This window comes from Halopseudomonas yangmingensis, assembly GCF_900114825.1.
Lineage (GTDB): Bacteria > Pseudomonadota > Gammaproteobacteria > Pseudomonadales > Pseudomonadaceae > Halopseudomonas > Halopseudomonas yangmingensis.
The window spans coordinates 104,607-124,088 of record NZ_FOUI01000006.1; the positions used below are offsets into that span (position 1 = coordinate 104,607).

The window sequence follows — 19,482 nt, forward strand, 5'->3', positions numbered from 1 at the left end:
CCGTTCCTCCAGTGAATCGCCACAGTATGCCTGCACAACCGCCAGAGCACAGCCCGACCGCGCAGTGGTGGGTGTACCTGATCCGCGCCGCCAACGGCCACCTCTACTGCGGCATCAGCACCGACCCGCAGCGTCGCCTGCGTCAGCACCAGAGCGGCAAGGGCGCACGCTTTTTCAATCGCAGCCCGGCGCAGGCGCTGGTCTGGCAGGAGCCCTGTGCCGACCATGCCAGCGCGTTGCGCCGCGAGCGGGCGATCAAGGCGCTGGACCGCGCCGCCAAACAGCGACTTATCAGTGAGTTCAATAGCCGCTGATCAGCCTTGCCGAGGTACTGGGCAGCGCGCCGGTGGCGGTCTAAGCTTGGATTAATTAACCGGAGACCCCCCATGACCGACCTGATCCTGCATCACTACCCGCAATCGCCCTTTGCCGAAAAAGCCCGCCTGATGCTCGGCTTCAAGGGGCTGTCCTGGCATTCGGTGATGATCCCGGCAGTGATGCCCAAGCCCGACCTGACCGCGTTGACCGGCGGCTACCGGCGTACCCCGGTGTTGCAGATCGGTGCGGATATTTATTGCGACACCGCGCTGATCGCCCGTCGGCTGGAGCATGAAAAGGCCGCACCGCCGCTGTTCCCCGAGGGGCAGGAGGCGGTTGCCACCAGTCTTGCGCAGTGGGCCGACAGCGTGCTGTTCCAGCATGGCGTGGCAATGAATTTCCAGCCACAGGGGCTGGCTGCGCGCTTTGCCGGTATGGCCAAGGAGGTGATTCAGGGCTTTGTCAGCGACCGGCAGGCGCTGTTCAAGGGCGGCAGCGCGCAGCCGCTGGAGCCGGCGGTAGGCTTCTCGCAATGGCCGGTACTGCTGGCGCGGCTGGAAACCCAGCTCAATCGCGGCAGCGAGTTTTTGCTCGGCAACAACGCCTGCATTGCCGATTTTGCCCATTATCACCCGCTGTGGTTCGTCACCAGCAACACGGCGCTGGCCGATGCCCTGCACGACTACCCGGCGCTGCGCGCCTGGATGGCACGCATGGCCGACTTCGGGCATGGCGCGTTCAATGCGCTGGATTCCGCCGAGGCGGTAAAAATCGCCGCCGACAGCCAGCCATCCAGCCAGCATTTCGGTGCCTTCTTCAGCCCGTCCGGGCTTGTGGTGGGCCAGCGCGTCAGCATCAGCGCGGTGGACTATGGTTGCGATCCGGTCGAGGGTGAGCTGGTGCATGAGGCGCTGGATGAACTGGTGATCGCCCGCGACGATGAGCGCGCTGGTCGCGTGCACGTGCATTTCCCCAGGGTCGGCTTCCGTATCCAGGCCATCCAGTAAGCACTGCCAGCGCAGGCTGGGCGCTGCAACCGCCTGGCCTGCGCGCCAACCGCACATCACCCCGCGCATTGCTGCGCAATGCTGGCCGACTGACGCAGGCGATCCCAAAAAGCAGTCCCCACCGGGCCCGCCGGCTTCAGTTGGCAGCGCAGCCCGTAGGGCTGCCGTGGTAGAATATTCACCAACAACCGGCAGTGGCGCACTGGCAATCAGCGCTTACGGAGCTAGGCTTACGCTGGTAGGCACTTTTGCATCACTCCCAAAGGGGAAACAGGATCCATGATCAGACAACTCAAAATTGGCCAACGCTCGATTATCTCTTTCGGACTATTGGGATTGATTGCGCTTGGCCTTGGCCTGACAGCTATATTGCAGTTCAATCGCATTGGTCAGGTGGTCGACACCCTCACCGAAATGCGCGTGCCTGCAGCAACCACCGTAGGCGAGTTGCGCAGCGACTTCCTGTTGACTCACCTGCACACGCTGAATGCCATCTATGCCCAGAATGAACAGGGACGCCGGGCTGCCTATGACCAGCTTGACAGCCTGCAGGAAAACTTTACCAGCAACCTTCGGCTTATCGAGAACTACATCGAGTCCGATGATGGTCGCCGGCTTTTGGCTGAAGTGGCCAATAGCCGCAATGAATATGACGCCCTGCACCGACAGCTGATGACGATGATCCGTGCCGGGGACATCCAGCAAGCCGACCAGTTTCGCTATCAGGGTTTTGGGGATCTCGGTACCAGGGTCATCAATGCCTTGAACCAGTTGGGCAGCTATCAGCAGGAACGTTCGGCGGCAGCGGGAAGCGAGGCCAAGTCGACCATCTCTGCGACCAACAGCCTGATGGTGATTGTAATCATCGTCGCTCTGGTGCTGGTCGTAGTACTCGCCCTGCTGTTCAGCAACAGCCTGATACAGCCAATCCGGCGTGCGTTGCAGGCCAGTGCCACCATTGCCGGCGGCGACCTGACCAGCCAGTTCAACGACACCGCCCGTGACGAAATGGGCGAGATGATTCGGGGGCTGGCGCAAATGCAGGCACAGTTGCGCGATACCATTCTGGCGATCAACGACTCCTCCACCCAGTTGGCCTCCACCGCCGAGGAACTCAGCGCAGTGACCGAGGAATCAACCCGGATCGTGCACAAGCAGAGTGACGAGCTGGAGCAGTCAGCCACGGCGGTCAACGAAATGACCGTGGCGGTCGATGAAGTGGCACGTAATGCGGCGGCCACCTCGCAGAACTCCGAGATGGCCGAAGAAAAGGCCACGCTCGGTCGCAGCAAGGTCAACCACACGGTCAATACGGTGGTCGAGCTTGAACACGAGATCACCCATACCCGTGAGGGCGTCGAGCAGCTGGCGCGGCGGGTTGGCGATATCAGCAGCGTGCTGGATGTGATTCGCGGCATTGCCGAGCAGACCAACCTGCTGGCATTGAATGCCGCCATCGAGGCGGCACGTGCCGGCGAGACCGGTCGCGGCTTCGCCGTGGTCGCCGACGAGGTGCGCGCACTGGCGCATCGCACCCAGGAATCCACCAAGGAAATCGAAAGCATGATGCACGCTATCCAGTCGGATACCAGCAGCACCGTGCAGGCGATGGCCACCAGCAGCCAGAAGGCCGAACGCACACGCCAGATCGCCCAGGAGGCGGGTGAAGCGCTGGAGCAGATTGCCGCGGCGGTGGTGCAGATCAACGAGCAGAACCAGACCATCGCCAGTGCTGCCGAGGAGCAGTCCAGCGTGGCGCGTGAGGTGGATCGCAGCCTGGTGAACATCCGTGACCTGTCGGTACAGACCGCCTCGGGCGCCAATCAGACCAGCGCCGCCAGCAGCGAACTGGCACGGCTGGCAGAACAGCTTAACCAGCTGGTGCAGAAGTTCCGTATCTGAACAATGTATAGTCCAACATGCAGCCCGCTGGGCTGCCGGGTTCAGTGTTCGCCCGACCTGCGCGCCAACCGCACATCACCCCGCGCATTGCTGCGCAATGCTGGCCGACTGAAGTCGGCGATCCCAAACAGCAGTCCCACTGGGCCCGCCGACTTCAGTCGGCAGCGCAGCCCAGCGGGCTGCCGGGTTTCAGCCAGGCATTACCGCCACAAGCCACGTATTCCGGCGATGCCCTGGGCGCCGTGTTGCCAGGCCTCGGGCAGCTGTGGCGTGGTCAGGCCACCGAGCAGGTAGGCGGGTTTCGGAAAGTCCCGCAGCAGCGCAGCGGCCTGCTCCCAGCCCAGCGGCGTGGCCTGCGGGTGGCTGGCGGTCGGCAGCAGCGGGGACAGGGTGACAAAATCCACGCCCAGCGCCAGCGCCTGCTGCAGCTCATTGGCATTGTGGCAGGACGCAGCAGTCCAGCCGCTGCAGCGCGCCAGTTCCTCGCGGCTGACCTCGCCCAGCTGGCTGGCGCGCAGGTGCCAGCCAGCGCCCGGCCAGTGCGGCGCGTGGCTGCCCTTGAACAGCCAGTCGATACGCCCGTCAAAGCGCGCCAGCAACTGTTCGGCCCAGGCTGCATAGGCCGGCGCATCCAGCTGGTTCTGCCGCAGTTGTACCAGCCGGATGCCCCCGGTCAGCGCCTGTTCCAGGCCGTCACACAGCCGACCAAGGTCATCCAGTTCCGGAGTGATCAGGTAACGCTCGGGCAACTGCGCGGCAGTCACTATCGGGCGGTTGGCCTCGGGGAAGGCATACGCATCCAGTGCCGCCGGCTCGACCCAGCGCAGCGGCTGGCCTTCGGCGCCATGCGCCTCGCCACTGAATGAACTGACCAGCCACACATCCAGCCATACGCTGCGTTTCGGGTAATGGTGCAGCACGCCGATCAGCGGGCGCGCCGCCTGCACGTCTATCCCCAGTTCCTCATGCAGCTCGCGGCGCAGCCCGTCAAGGCGCGCCTCGCCCGGCTCCAGCTTGCCGCCGGGGAACTCCCAGAGCCCGCCCTGATCCTGATGACTGCCGCGCCGGGCAATCAGGATGCGCCCGTCACTGCCGCGAATCACTGCGGCCATGACATGCAGCGCCTCGCTCACGGCTGCTCCAGGTCGTCGGAAAACAGCTGTTGCTCGTCATCCTCGCGACCGGCGATGACATGCTCCTCGGCGGCCCAGGCACCCAGATCAATCAGCCGGCAGCGCGGCGAGCAGAACGGCCGTTGCGGAAAGCTCTCGTCCCAGCGCACCGGGGCCTTGCAGGTCGGGCACTGCAGTTCAATGGTCATGGCTTGGCTCCCTCGCGCAGGCTCAAATAATACTGGTGCAGGCGATCCACCCCGGCATGCAGCGTCGCCAGATCGCGGTCGTTGACGATGACATCATGCGCATGGCGCAGACGTTCCTCGCGGCTGGCCTGGGCTTGCAGGATGGCGCGTACCTGGGCTTCCGGCACACCGTCACGGGCCAGCGTGCGGCTGATCTGCAGTGCCTGCGGCACATCGATAACCAATACCCGGCGGGTCAGCCGATGCTGGCCGGACTCCACCAGCAGCGGCGATACCAGCAGCGCATAGGGCGATTGCGCGCTGTGCAGGTCAGTGACTATCTCGTCGCGGATCAGTGGGTGCAGCAACTGCTCCAGCCACTGACGCTCGGCCGGCTCGGCAAACACCCGCTGGCGCAGCGCGGCGCGGTCGAGCTGGCCGTCGGCCTGCAACACCGCCTGGCCAAAGCGGTCAACGATCTGCCCGAGCGCCGGGCGACCCGGCTCGACTACAACGCGCGACTTGATATCGGCATCCACCACATGGATGCCATGCTGGCTGGCAAAACGCTCGGCGGCGGCGCTCTTGCCACTGCCGATGCCGCCGGTCAGACCGATGATCAGGGGGGTGTCCACGGTTGCTCCCTCGTTGACGTGATCGGCAGGGATGATAAAGCAGCCGCCGGTCGATGGCACCTGCTTGCCGCTCCGTCGGCACGGGGGCAAGAAAATGCCGAGTTTGGCCTAAAGCTTTTGCTGCACTGACCGATCACCTTATTACAAGTGGGCGTGTTGGCCAGGCTGCAAAAAAATTGCAAACAGGGCTAAAGCTTTTCCCTTCGCAGCCGATACCTCACTTGAACGCAGATTTCATGGTTGCCCGGCTGCTGCCGCACCATGAGATGCATACCGGGCAATTGCCACAATCGGAGGCTACACCATGTCCCTGACAGTAAATACTAACGTTGCATCCCTGAACACCCAGCGCAATCTGGGCAACTCTTCCAGCGCCCTGCAAACTTCGCTGCAACGGCTATCTACTGGCTCGCGCATCAACTCCGCCAAGGACGACGCCGCCGGCCTGCAAATTTCCAACCGTCTGACCAGCCAGATCAACGGCCTGAACGTGGCGGTGCGTAACGCCAACGACGGTATCTCGCTGGCACAGACCGCCGAAGGCGCCATGCAGCAGTCGACCAATATCCTGCAACGTATGCGTGACTTGTCGCTGCAGTCGGCTAACGGCAGCAACTCAGTCAGTGAGCGTCAGGCGCTTAATCAAGAAGTTACCCAGCTCAAAGAAGAGTTGGATCGTATTGCCAGTACCACAACCTTTGGTGGTCAAAATTTGCTGACTGGAGAGTTTAGCAACGTAAACTTCCAGGTGGGGGCTCAGGCGAATGAAACCATTGGGTTCTCGATTAGCTCAACTGAAGCTGCACGTCTTGGGAACAATAAATACGACACTAAAGGAAATGTTGCGGGCTCAAATGTTGCCGGGCCCACTAATGGAATTTCCGTAGTGGATGCTTCAGCAAACTTCAAGATCACTGATGCTCAAGGTTCCACTGGCGCAATCACTTACGCAGCTAACGCAACCTCAAAAGGTATTGCTGATGCTATCAACACCGCGACAGCTGCGGCTGGTGTCGGGGTGACTGCCTCTGTGAAGAACGAGGTTACACTTGGTAATTTTGTAAATACCCTTCAGGGTGGGACGCTGAATCTCACTGTTAATAGTAAGGCTGTTAGCGTTACAAATTTTAATGGTAACGACCTGACTGCCCTGAAAAACCAGTTGAACTCTGCAGATGCAGGGGTTTCGGTTGATTTTGCGGTCAACGATGACGGTTCCTTGGACAGAAGCAAGATCGTGCTTAGCGGCTCGGATGATATTACCTTTGCTGCTACAGGTATGCAGAGTGATGGTGCAACCCCAATTGCTGCTGGAGCATTGACCTTTGGTATGGGTATCAATGGAGTGGGTCTGACCAGCACAACTGGTGAAGCCCGTATCGCTGTTGGTACAGTGGAGTTGAGTGGTGTTAGGGACTTTGGCTTCTCAGGCGCTAGCACTCAAGTTTTTGGTAGTGCGACTGCAAGCTCTGGCGTGGACTCTGTTGCTAATATCAATATCTCCTCCGCTAAAGGCGCTCAAGATGCAATTTCGGTGATTGATGCGGCCTTGAAGTCCATTGACAGCCAGCGCGCTGACCTTGGTGCGGTACAAAACCGCTTCGAGAATACCATTGCCAACCTGCAAAACATCTCGGAGAACGTATCGGCTGCCCGTGGTCGTATCCAGGACACCGACTTTGCCGCCGAGACTGCAAATCTGACCAAGAACCAGATTCTGCAGCAGGCCGGTACTTCGATCCTGGCCCAGGCCAATCAGTTGCCACAGGCCGTACTCAGCCTGTTGGGCTAAGGCGGAAACCGGCGTAGACTGCGGGGGGAGGGGTAACCTTCCCTCCGCTTTTGCCATTGCGAGGTAAGTACCATGGATATGGGAACACTAAAAACTCCGGAGCTCAGCCGCAGTCCTGCGGTCGGCTTGGCAGGTGACGCGCCAGTGCGGGCGCCAGCAAGGCCGCAGGCACCGGCCAGCAGTGACCCTGTGCCGGTGCAGACGCCCCAGGCGGTCGAGCAGGCGCAACCGCTCCAAGGCAAGGCGCTGGAACAGGTGGTAGCTGACATGCAGGACTTTGTGCAGTCGGTACAGCGCAATATCAACTTCAGTCTGGATGACGACAGCGGTCGGGTAGTGATCAACGTTACCGAACGCGAAACTGGCGAGGTGATTCGCCAAATACCGTCGGAAGACGCCTTGCGGCTGGCCGAGAATCTGGCTGAGATCCGCAGTCTGCTGTTTTCGGCAGAGGCCTAGCCCTTTGCTGGCCGGCACTGGCAAGCTTCTTGCTTGAGGTGACGGGTCATTCATTTCGGCAAGCAGACCGTCAACAAACGGTCGCGGGAGCAGTGTCATGGCTATTTCCGGATTGGGTTCCGGGCTGGACATCAATGCCATCGTCAAGGCGATGGTGAATGCCGAGCGCGCCCCTAAAACCCTGCAGCTCGATCGTCTGGAGAAATCTACCACCGCCCGTTTTTCCGGGCTGGCCCAGTTTCGTAGTGCGCTGTCGGACTTTCAGCAGGCACTGGACCGGCTGAATAATCCCGAGCTGTTTGAAAAGCGCAGTGCCACTTCCGGCAAAACCGATGTGTTCAGCGTCAGCGCCGACCAGACCGCCTCATCAGGCAACTACAGCGTGCAGGTGTTTAACCTGGCGCAAACCAGCAAGGTGGCGTTACAGGGTGTAGCCAGTCCTTCTGCCTCTGTTGGCACAGGTACCCTTACCATCAATGTTGGTGCTACCGAAGTTGACGTTCTGGTAGAGGAGGGCAAGGACAGCCTAAGTGCCATCCGCGATGCAATCAATGTTGCCGGCAAGGAAAGCGGCCTGAGCGCCAGCATTGTCAGCGATCCCTCGGGTGCCGGAGGTTCGCGGCTGATTCTCAGCTCTACCCAGGCTGGCGATGGCAAGGATATTCGTGTCAGCGTCAGCACAGATGCCGAAGACACTGGCGACCTGTCCGTGCTAGCTTTTACGCCGCCAGCCCCGGATGCTAACTACACGCCGGGCGCAGTAGATCCCGATAAACCGTTGGCGCCGCGGGTTATCAGTTACGCGCGGGATGCCAATCTGGCCATTGACGGTATTGCCATTCGTAGTCCGGGCAATACCGTAGAAAACGCTATTGAAGGGGTGACTTTGACCCTCAAGTCGGCGCAGTCTGCTGAAGACCTTGCCAGTGCCAACAGTATCAGTCTGTCTGTGGCCGAAGACAGGGCAGGCGTGAAGAGCCAGATCAAGGCGTTTGTCGATGCCTATAACAAGCTTAATGAAACTGTTGCCTCGCTGACCAATGTGACCAGCGTGGGCGGAGATTCCGGCAGGCCGGTCACTGGCGCTCTGGTCGGTGACGCTACCGTGCGTACCTTTATGTCTGGCTTGCGTAATCAGCTGGTTGCGCCAACTGCCGGAAGCGAGGGCGTCCGTATACTTGCAGACCTGGGTGTAACTACTCAGAAAGACGGTTCGCTGAAGATTGACGATGCCCGGTTGGACAAGGCGCTTGATGACAACTTTGCCCAGGTATCAGGCTTTTTGACGGGCGATCAGGGGCTGATGAGCCGGCTGGATAGCGTAGCCAAGCCACTTACTGAAACGGGTGGCGTGCTGGATTCGCGGACCAAAGCCCTGCAAACCACCCTGCGCGGTGTAGATCAGCAACGTGAAGATCTGGCGCGCCGGGTTACCCAGCTCGAGGCGCGTCTGTTTGCCCAGTTCAATGCCATGGACCAACTGGTCGGGCAACTCAGCCAGACCAGCCAGTACCTCGAAGGCCAGTTGGCCAATCTGCCCGGTGTGGTCAGACAAGACAGGAGGCGATAAACATGCCCAATCCGATTGATACCTATGCCAAGGTCAGTATTTCGCAGGAGGTATCGCAGTACCGTGCGGTGCAGTTGTTGCTGTCCGGTGCCATAGAGCGTGTGCGACTGGCACGGCTGGCCATGCAGACCGGTGATACCGAGCGGCGCGGCACGGCGGTTGGCAGCACCATCAGCATCGTCGGCGCCTTGCAGGCGGCACTCGATCGCGAGCAGGGCGGGGCTATTGCCGAGAATCTGGATTCGCTCTACGACTACATCACCCGCAAGCTGGCCGGGGTGGCGCTGGACGATACGCCGCGTTCGCTGGATGAGGTGGAAACGCTGCTGGTACAGATCAAGGAAGGCTGGGACGAGATAGCGCCGGCCGGCTGATAGCCCTCTTGTGCATTGGGAAGAACCCGCTGTGATTCAGGCTACAGCGGGTTTTTTATTGCCGGTCACAATCCCGGCCCGCAGCTGCGGATGCTGGCGCGTTGTAGCTGCTTGCCGGTCGCATCCTCCAGCCAAAGCTGCGGATCGCGGCCCAGACGGCGGGCGCGGATGTGGTAGTGGTTGCCGGCCTGCAGGCTGACTGGTGGCAGTTGCATGATACAGGTGCGCCAGTGGGATTCACCGAAGCCGCCGGAACGGCGCCAGCCGGGGATTTCATAGTGCATGCGCACTTCCAGCCGGTGCTCGCCGGCCTGTAATGGCGGGAAACGCAACTGGCGCTGCGCCTGACCGTTGATGCGCCAGGCGCGCAGCTCGATACCGGTACTGTTATGCAGTTGCAGGGTGACGTCGCTGCCCGGGCTGCTGGCCAGCGTTATGCTGCAGACCAGCAGCCCGAGCAGCAGTACGGTGATGCGGTATGTCAGGCAGAGGCGGTGCATGGCAGGCTCCGGAACCAAGGGCTGGGGCCAAGATGCCTGAAGGGGCATTGTTTGCGCAATGCCTCTGGATTTATTCCGGCTGGCTGGCCAGTTGCATGGCCTGCTCGATGCCCAGTCCGACAATCAGTACACCAATTACTTCTGCGGTGTCGGGGTCGCGCAGGCGGTTGCTGATGTGCACCTGAAAGTGCCGGGTGGACTCGTCATAGTCCAGTTGGCCAACTACCGGCTCGCCGTTCTCGGAAAAAAAGCTCATGGAAAACTTTTCCTCGTCACCCTGCCAGTAGTCGGTGGTGATTTCGCTGACGGCGGCATTCAGGCCGAAGCGGTCGGTCAGTATGATCTCGGTGACCAGTCCGTCACTGGCTTGCTGCTGTTCGACCAGCCAGTGCGAGGCGGGGTTGCTCAGCACCGAGGTGATCAGTGGGCGGCGCGGCTGGCTGCTTTCGAGTACCCATTGCTGGTCCAGCTCCAGTATGCGTTGCAACCCCATGCCGCGGTGCTGGCGGTTCTGCTCGCGTACGCGCTCGATCAGCAGCGGATGGCTGGCCCAGCCGGCAAAGCGGTTTTGGTAGAGCGTGCCAATCAGCAGGCGTTCAGCATCGTTGAGCTTTGGCTGTTCACGCAGGCAGCCGAAAATATGGTGATCGAAATTGTCGAGAAACCCCTGTCGGCGCTCCAGAAAGTGCTTGCCGAAATACACGCCTAGCGTGCTGTATTTGAGAAAGTGCTGGTGATCCGGGCGCAGATTGCCGGGTAGCTGCGTCATTTTCATACGCAAGGTGCGCTGGTCGGCAATAAAGGCGTCAATGCGCTCCAGTTGCAGCAGTTTCAGCAGTTGTTCGTGATTGCCCACCTGCGATACCACGTTATAGCCATTCTGCTCCAGCCAGACCTGCTGGTTGCTGCCGCGCAGTGCGCCGATGCGCAACCTCTGGCGGTTTTCCTGTAGCCCCGGAGCGGCAGGCTGGTTGCTGTACCAGTACCATTTTTCCAGCGCCAGGGGGGCGGAAAGGCGGGCGAAGCTGTCTATCTGGCTGATGCGGGTGGCAGAGAAAAAGCCGTCGGCGCGTTGCTGTTGTACATCGTGAATGGCCCGTTGCAGCGGTAACACGCGGATTTCGTAGGGTTGCTGCATGGCGCGAAAGATGCAGTCCAGCGCATTGACCGAGCTGCCGCCGAGCTGTTCGCCTTCGCGTACCTGATAGGGCGGCAGTATGTCGGTGTTCAGGCGCAGCACGTCGCTGGCGGTGGCAGCCGTTGCGAGAAGGCAGAGCAGGGCGGCTATCAGTCTGGTCAGCATGGTGATCCTCCGTGAGCATTGGCTGTTGTGTCATGACTATAGTTGCTGTGTGGATGATGTGCCCTGGCGTCAGAGCATAAGGCGAGCCGGGGTTGTCCGATCAGCCTGGCCGATAGCACTGGCGCCCGGGCGACGCTGCCGGCATGCTGGCGGGCGAATTGGCAGCGGCGTGCGCTGCCCGGTATTGATGATCAAGGGAGCAAATCCATGCGTGAACTGAACGGCAAGGTGGCGGCAATTACCGGTGGTGGCAGCGGTCTGGGGCGTGAGCTGGCGCTGTGCTGCGCGGCCCGCGGAATGAAGCTGGTGCTTGGTGATGTCGACGAGAAGGGCATGCAGGAAACCCTGCGGCTGGTCGAGCAGGCCCATCCGGGCACCGAGTCCGCCAGCATGCGCCTGGACGTTTCCAGCCTGGAACAGGTGCAGGCCTTTGCCGATCTGTGCAAGAGCCGCTTCGGCAGTGCGCATGTGGTGTTCAACAATGCCGGCGTCAGCGTCGGAGGCCCGGCCTGGGAAAACACCGTGGCTGACTGGGAATGGGTAATGGGCGTTAACCTGTATGGGGTGGCCTGGGGCGTCAAGGTGTTCACCCCGATGCTGATCGCCCAGGGTGAAGGGCATATCGTCAATACCGCCTCGGCGGCCGGCTGGCTGAATGGCCCGAGCATGGCCATTTACAACGTGACCAAGCATTCGGTGGTGGCGCTGTCGGAAACCCTGGCGCTGGATCTGCGTGATGCCGGGGCAAATGTCGGCGTGACCTGCCTGTGCCCGGCGTTCTTCCCCACGGCGATCCACGAGTCGGCGCGTAACCGTCCGGCGGACAAGGCCGAGACCGTGCAGTTGAGTGGTGAGAAGGCGGCGATGCGCTCGGAAATGATCAAGCAGGCGGTGGAGAAGGGCAAGATTTCCGCCGCCGAGATTGCCGAGATGACCATGAAGGCGGTGGAAGAAGATCGATTCTATGTGTTCCCGCATAACAAGATCCCGCACCTGATCAGGATGCGCGCCGACGCGGCTGCGCGTCAGGGCGAGGTGTTCGATTCGATGAACCCGCAGTAACGCCTGGCGCCGGGGTTGCGTTGGCGCCCCGGCAGCTGTTTGATCCCGGCTGGCCGTGTTGCTCTGCGGTTCAGCGGGGGTTTGGGTTACACTGCCTCCCTTTGCCCCAGGCGGTTCCCCCCATGGCTCTGCAAGCAACGCCCTACAAGGTCAATCTGAATCTCACCGACACCGATCGCGGTGTCTACGAAAACCTGCGCCTTACGGTGGCCCGGCATCCCTCTGAAAACGCCCAGCGGCTTTGTACCCGGCTGCTGGCCTATGCCCTGTGGTATGGCGAGGATCTGGCCTTCGGTCGCGGGTTGTCGGATGTCGACGAGCCCGCGCTGTGGCAGAAGAGTCTGGATGGGCGCGTGCTGCACTGGATCGAGGTCGGCCTGCCGGATGCCGAGCGGCTGACCTGGTGTTCGCGGCGCGCCGAGCGGGTGTCGCTGCTGGCCTATGGCAATAGCCGGGTGTGGGCCGGACGGGTGCTGCCGGCGGTATCCGGGCTGGCCAACCTGTCGGTTGCCGCGCTGCCATCCGAGGCGCTGGATGCGCTGGCACAGGATCTGCCGCGCACTATCGACTGGTCGGTGATGATCACTGACGGCGTGCTCTATGTCAGCGACCAGCGCGGACAGTGCGAGTTGCAGCCGGAGTGGCTGCAGGGCGGGCGCTGAGTCCATGTTACGGATTGTCAGTCGCCCGTTGCCCGGGCAGTTACCCGACCTGGGACCGATACCGCCACTGCTCACGCGCCTGTATGCGGCGCGCGGGGTGGCCTCGGTGCAGGAGCTGGACCGCAGCCTGAAGTCGCTGCTGCCGGTCGAGCTGTTCAAGGGCATGCCCGAGGCCACCGCGCTGCTGGTCGAGGCGCTGGAGCAGCAGCAGTCGATTCTGGTGGTCGGCGATTTCGATGCCGATGGTGCCACCGCCAGCAGTGTCGCGCTGCTCGGGCTGCGGGCGCTGGGCGCGGCGCAGGTCGACTATCTGGTCCCCAACCGCTTTGAATACGGCTACGGTCTGACCCCGGAGATTGTCGAGGTGGCGCTACAGCGCCACCCGGATCTGCTGATTACCGTGGACAACGGCATTTCCAGTGTCGATGGCGTGGCAGCGGCGCGGGCCGCCGGGTTGCGCGTGCTGGTTACCGATCACCATCTGCCCGGTGAGCAGTTGCCGGCGGCGGATGCCATCGTCAATCCCAATCAGCCTGGTTGCGGTTTTCCGAGCAAGGGCATTGCCGGGGTCGGGGTGATCTTCTATGTGCTGCTGGCGCTGCGTGCGGCGCTGCGCGAGCGGGGCTGGTTTGCCGGGCGCAGTGAGCCGAATCTGGGTGAGCTGCTGGATCTGGTGGCGCTGGGTACGGTGGCCGATGTGGTGCCGCTGGATGCCAATAACCGGATTCTGGTGCATCAGGGGCTGGCGCGCATTCGTGCCGGGCGCTGCCGGCCGGGTATCCGTGCGCTGCTGGAGGTGGCCGGGCGCGAGCCGCAGCGGCTGGTGGCGTCTGATCTGGGCTTTATTGTCGGCCCACGGCTGAATGCCGCCGGACGGCTGGATGACATGAGTCTGGGTATCGAGTGTCTGCTCAGCAATGATCCCGAGCAGGCGCTGGAGCTGGCCCGCGAACTGGACAGCATGAACCGCGAGCGTCAGCAGATCGAGCGCGAGATGCAGCAGCAGGCGCTGCAGACGCTGGCTGGCATGGCGCTGGAGCAGGAGCGCATGCCCTTTGGTCTGTGCCTGTTCGACGCCGACTGGCACCAGGGGGTGATCGGCATCCTCGCTTCCCGCCTGAAGGAGCGCTATCACCGTCCGGTGATTGCTTTTGCCGATGCCGGCAACGGCCAGATCAAGGGTTCGGCGCGCTCGATTCCGGGGCTGCATATCCGCGATGCGCTGGATGCGGTGGCGGCACACAATCCCGGGCTGATCAGCAAGTTTGGCGGGCATGCCATGGCCGCCGGGCTGTCGTTGCAGTGCGAGCAGTATCCGCGCTTTGCCGAGGCCTTTGATCAGGAGGTGCGCCGCCAGTTGAGTGCTGATGACCTCAGCGGGCGGCTGCTCACCGATGGCGAGCTGGCCGAGCATGAGTTCCGTCTGGAGCTGGCCAACAGCCTGCGCGAGGCCGGTCCCTGGGGCCAGCATTTCCCCGAACCGGTGTTCCATGGTGACTTTGAGTTGATCCAGCAGCGCATCGTTGGCGAGCGCCATCTGAAACTGGTGCTGCAGCCGCCCGGCAGTGGCCGCCTGCTGGATGCGATCGCCTTCAATATCGATCCGAAACAGTGGCCCAATCACCGTGCTGCGCGGGTACGACTGGCCTATGTGCTGGACGTCAACGAGTTTCGCGGGCGACAGAACCTGCAATTGCTGGTGCGTCACCTGGAGCCGCTGGCCGAGGCGCCGTGAGGCACCGCTCACGGTGACGAGCGGCGCCGGCTGCCATACAATGGGCGGCAATTTCCCTCCCCTGTCTCGATGGAATCAGCATGCGTGAAAAGGTGACCAATGCCCGCCGTTGGGTGGTGAAGATCGGCAGTGCCCTGTTGACCAGCGATGGTCGGGGGCTGGACCGCGAGTCGATGGCGGTGTGGGTCGAGCAACTGGTGGCGCTGCGCAAGAGCGGCGCCGATCTGGTGCTGGTGTCCTCCGGGGCGGTGGCGGCGGGCATGAGCCGGCTAGGCTGGAGCGAACGGCCAAAGACCATTCACCAGTTGCAGGCAGCGGCGGCGATTGGCCAGATGGGGCTGGTGCAGGCCTGGGAGTCGAGTTTTCAGGCGCACGGGCTGTCCACCGCCCAGGTGTTGCTGACCCATGATGACCTGTCCGACCGCAAGCGCTACCTGAATGCCCGCAGCACCCTGCGTGCACTGCTGGATCTGGGCGTGATTCCGGTGATCAACGAGAACGATACGGTGGTCACCGACGAGATCCGCTTCGGTGACAATGACACCCTCGGGGCGCTGGTGGCCAATCTGGTCGAGGCCGATCTGCTGGTGATCCTGACAGACCGTGATGGCCTGTTCACTGCCGATCCGCGCAGCAATCCGCAGGCCGAGCTGATCAGTCAGGCGATGGCCGATGATCCCAAGCTGGACGCCATGGCCGGCGGCAGTGCCGGCGCGCTGGGGCGTGGCGGCATGCTGACCAAGCTGCGTGCGGCGCGCCTGGCGGCCCGCTCCGGTGCCGGTACGGTGATCGTTGGCGGACGCATCGAACGGGTGATCGAACGCCTGCAGGGCGGCGAGGCGCTGGGCACCCTGTTGCTGCCGGAAAAGGGCATGCTGGCGGCACGCAAGCAATGGCTGGCCGGCCACCTGCAGACCCGTGGTCGGCTGCTGCTCGATCAGGGCGCGGTGAATGCCCTGACTGCCGGTCGTCGCAGCCTGCTGCCGGTTGGTGTGAAGGGCGTCGAGGGCAATTTCCGCCGTGGCGAGATGGTGGTCTGCGTGGCCCCGGACGGCACTGAAGTGGCCCGAGGCCTGGTTAACTACAGCGCCCAGGATGCGGTTCGCATCATCGGCCAGCCGACCGAGTCGATTGCGCGTATTCTTGGCTTTATCGACGATCCCGAGCTGATTCACCGCGACAATATGGTGCTGGTGTAGCGGGTTGCCCGGCGACAACCGAGCCGCCCCGTGCTGAACGGCCGGGGCGGTATTGTTGCAGGCAACATTGCAGACAACAAAAAACCGGCTGTAAGGCCGGTTTTTTGTGTGTCAACGCTGCGGCAAGGTTCAGGCGGCGGTGGCCATGTCCTTGATGTGCGCGTTCAGGCGGCTCTTGTGGCGAGCGGCCTTGTTCTTGCTGATGATGCCCTTGTCAGCCATGCGGTCGATGACCGGAACGGCTGCGGTGTAGGCAGTCTTGGCCTTGTCGAGGTCCTTGGCATCAATCGCCTTGACGACGTTCTTGATGTAGGTACGGACCATGGAGCGCAGGCTGGCATTGTGGCTGCGGCGCTTCTCGGCCTGCTTGGCGCGTTTCTTGGCTTGAGGTGAGTTGGCCACCGTCGTGCTCCTCAGAAAAAACAGATGAATTAGGTGCAAATAAGGTCGCGTACTATGCCGAGCGCTTGTCTGATTGTCAATAGCTGCATTGCGTCGGGTGACGGTGTTTTTGGCATCAGGCTGGTGGATGCGCAGACATGCCTTCGCGCAGGGTGCCGGTGGTATGATCGCGCTTTTCGCCGCGAAGCGCTGCCATGACCGATACCCCTACCCCCGCCACCCCTGAACCCAAGGCCCCCGGCCTGTTGCGCTCGGGCATGGTGGTCAGTGTGATGACCCTGCTGTCGCGGGTGCTGGGCCTGGTGCGTGATGTGGTGGTGGCCAGCTATTTCGGCTCGAAGTCCGAGGCGGATGCGTTTTTTATCGCCTTCAAGATCCCCAACTTCCTGCGCCGGCTGTTTGCCGAGGGTGCCTTTGCCCAGGCCTTTGTGCCGGTGCTGTCGGAGTACCGCGCGCGGCGCAGTCTGGCCGAGGTCAAGTTGCTGGTGGACAAGGTAGCCGGCACCCTGGGGCTGACGCTAGTGGCGATTACCGCGCTGGGGGTGGCTGGTGCGCCCTTGCTGATTACCCTGTTTGCTCCCGGCTTTCATGGTGATGACTACAAGCTGGGGTTGGCCGCTGACATGCTGCGGATTACCTTCCCTTACCTGTTGCTGATTTCCCTGACGGCCTTCTGCGGCTCAATCCTCAACAGTTACAACCGTTTTGCCGTGCCGGCCTTTACCCCGGTGCTGCTGAACCTCAGCATGATTGGCGCGACCCTGTGCCTGACGCCGTATTTTGATCAGCCGATCATGGCGCTGGCCTGGGGGGTATTTATTGCCGGGGTGGTGCAGTTGCTGTTCCAGTTGCCGTTTCTGGCGCAGATCCGTCTGTTGCCGGTGCCGCGCCCGGACCGCAAGCATGAGGGCGTCAAACGCATCATGACGCTGATGGTGCCAGCACTGTTCGGGGTGTCGGTCAGCCAGATCAATCTGCTGCTGGATACGGTGCTGGCGTCCTTTCTGCAAACCGGCAGCATTTCCTGGCTGTACTACGCTGACCGCCTGTCGGAGTTGCCCCTGGGGGCCTTCGGTATTGCCATTGGTACGGTGATTCTGCCGGCGTTGTCGCGCCAGCATGCCGGTGACAACCCGCAGGCGTTTTCCGCCACTCTGGACTGGGCGGTGCGCATGGTGCTGCTGATTGGTGTGCCGGCGGCGCTGGCGCTGTTGCTGCTGGCCGAGCCGCTGATTGCCACGCTGTTCCACTACGGGGCAATGACCGACCGCGATGTGCTGCAGGCGGCGGCGGCGCTGCGTGCCTACGCGCTGGGGGTGATGACCTTTATGCTGATCAAGGTGCTGGCCCCCGGCTATTTTGCCCGCCAGGACACCAAGACCCCGGTGAAGATCGCGGTGGTCTGCATGGTCGTCAATATGGGGCTGAACCTGATCCTGATCTGGCCGCTGGCGCACGTCGGCCTGGCGCTGGCTACCTCGTTGGCGGCGCTGTTGAATGCCGGGCTTCTGTGGTGGGGGCTGCGCAAGATCGGGGTATACCAGACACAGCCGGGCTGGGGGCTGTTCTGGCTGCGCCTGTTAGTGGCTTGCGCGGCGCTCTGTGCGGTGCTGCTGTGGCTGGCGTCGGATGTTGACAGCTGGCTGGCCTGGGGCTGGCAGCAGCGGGTCTGGCAGATGAGCCTGCTGGTTGGCGCTGGTATCCTTGCCTATCTGGCCAGTTTACTGGCTTGTGGTCTGCGCCTCAGGGATATCCGCCGCTGAGGCTTCAGATGCCGCGCGGCAGTTGTTCGAGGATGCCCGGGGCGTGGTATTCGCCTTCCGGCAACTGGGCGGTTTCTGCCAGCGGCTGGGTCACCCACTGCAGGATCTCGTGGTAGCGGCGGATGTTCTGCACATAGTGCACCGGCTCGTTGCCACGCGCATAACCGTAGCGGGTCTGGCTGTACCACTGTTTCTTTGACAGCAGTGGCAGGTGGTCCTTGACGTCGATCCAGCGGTTCGGGTCGCGGCCATTACCGCTGGTCAGCTTGCGCGCGTCGTCCAGATGGCCGAGGCCGACGTTGTAGGCGGCCAGGGCAAACCAGGTGCGGTCTGGCTCGGGGATCTCGGTGGACAACTGGTCGCGCACCCAGACCAGGTAGCGGGCGCCGCCAAAAATGCTCTGTTGCGGGTCGATGCGGTTGGTCACGCCGACAAATTTGGCGGTTGGCAGGGTCAGCATCATCAGCCCGCGCACGCCGGTGGGTGAGCGTGCATCCGGGTCCCATAGGGATTCCTGGTAGCCCATCGCGGCCAGCAGCCGCCAGTCCAGTCCGTACTGGTCGCCGGCCTGACGGAACCATTGCTCGTAACGTGGCAGGCGCTGTTGCATGTGCCGGGCGAAGGCGCGTGCGCCGACGTAATCGAGCACGTCGGAGTGCCCGTAGAAGCGCTCGATCAACTGATCCAGCGTACCGTCAGAGCGTACCTGCTGGAAAAAGTCGTTGACCGCCCGCAGCAGGCTGTCATCACGGGTGCCGGCCAGTGCCCAGGCCATCGGCCGGGGATTGCCCAGGTCGAAGCCGATGTGTACCGCCGGATAAAAGGCTTGGTTGACGCTGACTTCGTTGGAGTAGACCAGGGCATGGTCAATTTCGCCATCGTTGACCATGCGCAGCAGGTCGACTACTTCCAGTGAGTCGGACTCCTCGAACACCAGATCGGGATGCTCGGTCTGCAACTCGCGCAGCAATTCGGCCAGTGCGCTACCGCGCAGAACCAGAATGCGCTTGTCGTAGAGATCTTCCATTTGGCGTGGCTGACGATTGCCGCGGCGATAGACCACCTGCGGGGTGACTTCCAGGTAGGGGTCGGTATAGCGCAGTTGCTCTTCGCGCTGCGGGTTGACCGTCAGTCCGGCGGCGGCCAGATGGGGCCCCTGAGGGCTGCCCAGTTGCTGGTAGAGTTGGTCGAGTGTGTCGGCGGTACTCATGTCCAGGCGCACGCCCAGACTGTCGGCAAAACGCCGGCTCAGTTCGTACTCCAGACCGGTATGGCCGTGGCGGTCCTGGTAGAAGGTTGTCGGGGTGTTGCGGGTGATGACGCGCAATTCACCCTGGTCGCGAATCTGGCCGAGCTGGTCGGGTTGTTCGCAACCGCCAAGCAGCAGGGCCAGCAGCAGAGCCGGCAGGGGGCGGGGCAGTCGTTGGAATGCGTGCATGCCCGCAGTATAGGGAAAAGGCGCTGACGGCAATAGCGTTGCCGTGTCACTGATGCACGGC

The 19,482-nt window shown here is 62.2% G+C and carries 19 protein-coding genes; 12 read left to right on the forward strand and 7 right to left on the reverse strand.

From position 1 onward, the window contains the following. The first annotated feature begins 26 nt into the window (after window positions 1–26). The 3 genes from BMZ23_RS07715 (at window position 27) to BMZ23_RS07725 (ending at window position 3,227) form a co-directional block, all read left to right on the forward strand. A complete protein-coding gene (locus BMZ23_RS07715; RefSeq protein WP_093475015.1) occupies window positions 27–314 on the forward strand; it encodes a GIY-YIG nuclease family protein in 288 nt (95 codons plus the stop codon). A 72-nt stretch (window positions 315–386) separates the two neighbouring features. Beyond that, on the forward strand, window positions 387–1,325 hold the full coding sequence (locus BMZ23_RS07720; RefSeq protein WP_093475018.1) for a glutathione S-transferase family protein: 939 nt from the start codon (window positions 387–389) through the stop codon (window positions 1,323–1,325). A gap of 279 nt (window positions 1,326–1,604) precedes the next feature. Continuing rightward, window positions 1,605–3,227, forward strand: a complete 1,623-nt coding sequence (locus BMZ23_RS07725) for a methyl-accepting chemotaxis protein (protein WP_093475021.1) — start codon at window positions 1,605–1,607, stop codon at window positions 3,225–3,227. Between the two features lie 200 nt (window positions 3,228–3,427). Here BMZ23_RS07725 and BMZ23_RS07730 read toward each other — a convergent pair whose 3' ends face one another. The 3 genes from BMZ23_RS07730 to coaE are packed head-to-tail and all read right to left on the reverse strand — an operon-like array spanning window position 3,428 to window position 5,195. Continuing rightward, window positions 3,428–4,360, reverse strand: a complete 933-nt coding sequence (locus BMZ23_RS07730) for a Nudix family hydrolase (protein ID WP_281242313.1) — start codon at window positions 4,358–4,360, stop codon at window positions 3,428–3,430. Continuing rightward, entirely contained in the window at window positions 4,357–4,548 is a 192-nt protein-coding gene (gene yacG, locus BMZ23_RS07735; protein WP_093475024.1) for a DNA gyrase inhibitor YacG, read from the reverse strand. The genes BMZ23_RS07730 and yacG overlap by 4 nt, the downstream gene beginning before the upstream one ends. After that, window positions 4,545–5,195 carry a dephospho-CoA kinase gene (gene coaE, locus BMZ23_RS07740; RefSeq protein WP_245748156.1) on the reverse strand — a complete coding sequence of 217 codons (651 nt, stop codon included), beginning with the start codon at window positions 5,193–5,195 and terminating at the stop codon, window positions 4,545–4,547. Before coaE ends, yacG begins: the two co-directional genes overlap by 4 nt. A 271-nt stretch (window positions 5,196–5,466) precedes the next feature. Here coaE and BMZ23_RS07745 point away from each other — a divergent pair, with 271 nt between their 5' ends. The 4 genes from BMZ23_RS07745 (at window position 5,467) to fliS (ending at window position 9,357) form a co-directional block, all read left to right on the forward strand. Further along, window positions 5,467–6,954, forward strand: a complete 1,488-nt coding sequence (locus tag BMZ23_RS07745) for a flagellin (protein WP_093475027.1) — start codon at window positions 5,467–5,469, stop codon at window positions 6,952–6,954. Between the two features lie 72 nt (window positions 6,955–7,026). Continuing rightward, window positions 7,027–7,413, forward strand: coding sequence for a flagellar protein FlaG (locus tag BMZ23_RS07750; RefSeq protein WP_093475030.1), 387 nt, complete (start codon window positions 7,027–7,029; stop codon window positions 7,411–7,413). Between the two features lie 97 nt (window positions 7,414–7,510). Further along, entirely contained in the window at window positions 7,511–8,983 is a 1,473-nt protein-coding gene (fliD, locus tag BMZ23_RS07755; RefSeq protein ID WP_093475034.1) for a flagellar filament capping protein FliD, read from the forward strand. A gap of 2 nt (window positions 8,984–8,985) precedes the next feature. After that, a complete protein-coding gene (gene fliS, locus BMZ23_RS07760; RefSeq protein ID WP_093475037.1) occupies window positions 8,986–9,357 on the forward strand; it encodes a flagellar export chaperone FliS in 372 nt (123 codons plus the stop codon). Between the two features lie 65 nt (window positions 9,358–9,422). Here the strand turns inward: fliS and BMZ23_RS07765 are convergent, their stop codons facing one another. Beyond that, on the reverse strand, window positions 9,423–9,857 hold the full coding sequence (locus BMZ23_RS07765) for a PA0061/PA0062 family lipoprotein (RefSeq protein ID WP_093475040.1): 435 nt from the start codon (window positions 9,855–9,857) through the stop codon (window positions 9,423–9,425). A gap of 70 nt (window positions 9,858–9,927) precedes the next feature. Continuing rightward, window positions 9,928–11,160: a type 2 periplasmic-binding domain-containing protein gene (locus tag BMZ23_RS07770; RefSeq protein WP_093475043.1), complete on the reverse strand. Its 1,233-nt coding sequence runs from the start codon at window positions 11,158–11,160 to the stop codon at window positions 9,928–9,930. Window positions 11,161–11,367: 207 nt separating this feature from the next. Here BMZ23_RS07770 and BMZ23_RS07775 point away from each other — a divergent pair, with 207 nt between their 5' ends. The 4 genes from BMZ23_RS07775 to proB all read left to right on the forward strand — a co-directional run bounded on the left by BMZ23_RS07775 (window position 11,368) and on the right by proB (window position 15,818). Beyond that, window positions 11,368–12,222: an SDR family NAD(P)-dependent oxidoreductase gene (locus BMZ23_RS07775; RefSeq protein ID WP_093475046.1), complete on the forward strand. Its 855-nt coding sequence runs from the start codon at window positions 11,368–11,370 to the stop codon at window positions 12,220–12,222. 122 nt (window positions 12,223–12,344) lie between these two features. Beyond that, the gene (locus BMZ23_RS07780; RefSeq protein WP_093475049.1) at window positions 12,345–12,884 is read left to right on the forward strand and encodes a YaeQ family protein; all 540 of its coding nucleotides are present in this window, start codon (window positions 12,345–12,347) and stop codon (window positions 12,882–12,884) included. 4 nt (window positions 12,885–12,888) lie between these two features. Next, a complete protein-coding gene (gene recJ, locus BMZ23_RS07785) occupies window positions 12,889–14,619 on the forward strand; it encodes a single-stranded-DNA-specific exonuclease RecJ (RefSeq protein ID WP_093475052.1) in 1,731 nt (576 codons plus the stop codon). A gap of 80 nt (window positions 14,620–14,699) precedes the next feature. Next, on the forward strand, window positions 14,700–15,818 hold the full coding sequence (gene proB / locus BMZ23_RS07790) for a glutamate 5-kinase (protein WP_093475055.1): 1,119 nt from the start codon (window positions 14,700–14,702) through the stop codon (window positions 15,816–15,818). Between the two features lie 129 nt (window positions 15,819–15,947). Here the strand turns inward: proB and rpsT are convergent, their stop codons facing one another. After that, a complete protein-coding gene (gene rpsT, locus BMZ23_RS07795; RefSeq protein WP_093475058.1) occupies window positions 15,948–16,220 on the reverse strand; it encodes a 30S ribosomal protein S20 in 273 nt (90 codons plus the stop codon). A 194-nt stretch (window positions 16,221–16,414) separates the two neighbouring features. Here rpsT and murJ point away from each other — a divergent pair, with 194 nt between their 5' ends. Beyond that, a complete protein-coding gene (murJ, locus tag BMZ23_RS07800) occupies window positions 16,415–17,983 on the forward strand; it encodes a murein biosynthesis integral membrane protein MurJ (protein ID WP_093475061.1) in 1,569 nt (522 codons plus the stop codon). Window positions 17,984–17,987: 4 nt separating this feature from the next. Here murJ and mltF read toward each other — a convergent pair whose 3' ends face one another. Then, the gene (mltF, locus tag BMZ23_RS07805; protein ID WP_093475064.1) at window positions 17,988–19,421 is read right to left on the reverse strand and encodes a membrane-bound lytic murein transglycosylase MltF; all 1,434 of its coding nucleotides are present in this window, start codon (window positions 19,419–19,421) and stop codon (window positions 17,988–17,990) included. Between the last annotated feature and the right edge of the window lie 61 nt (window positions 19,422–19,482).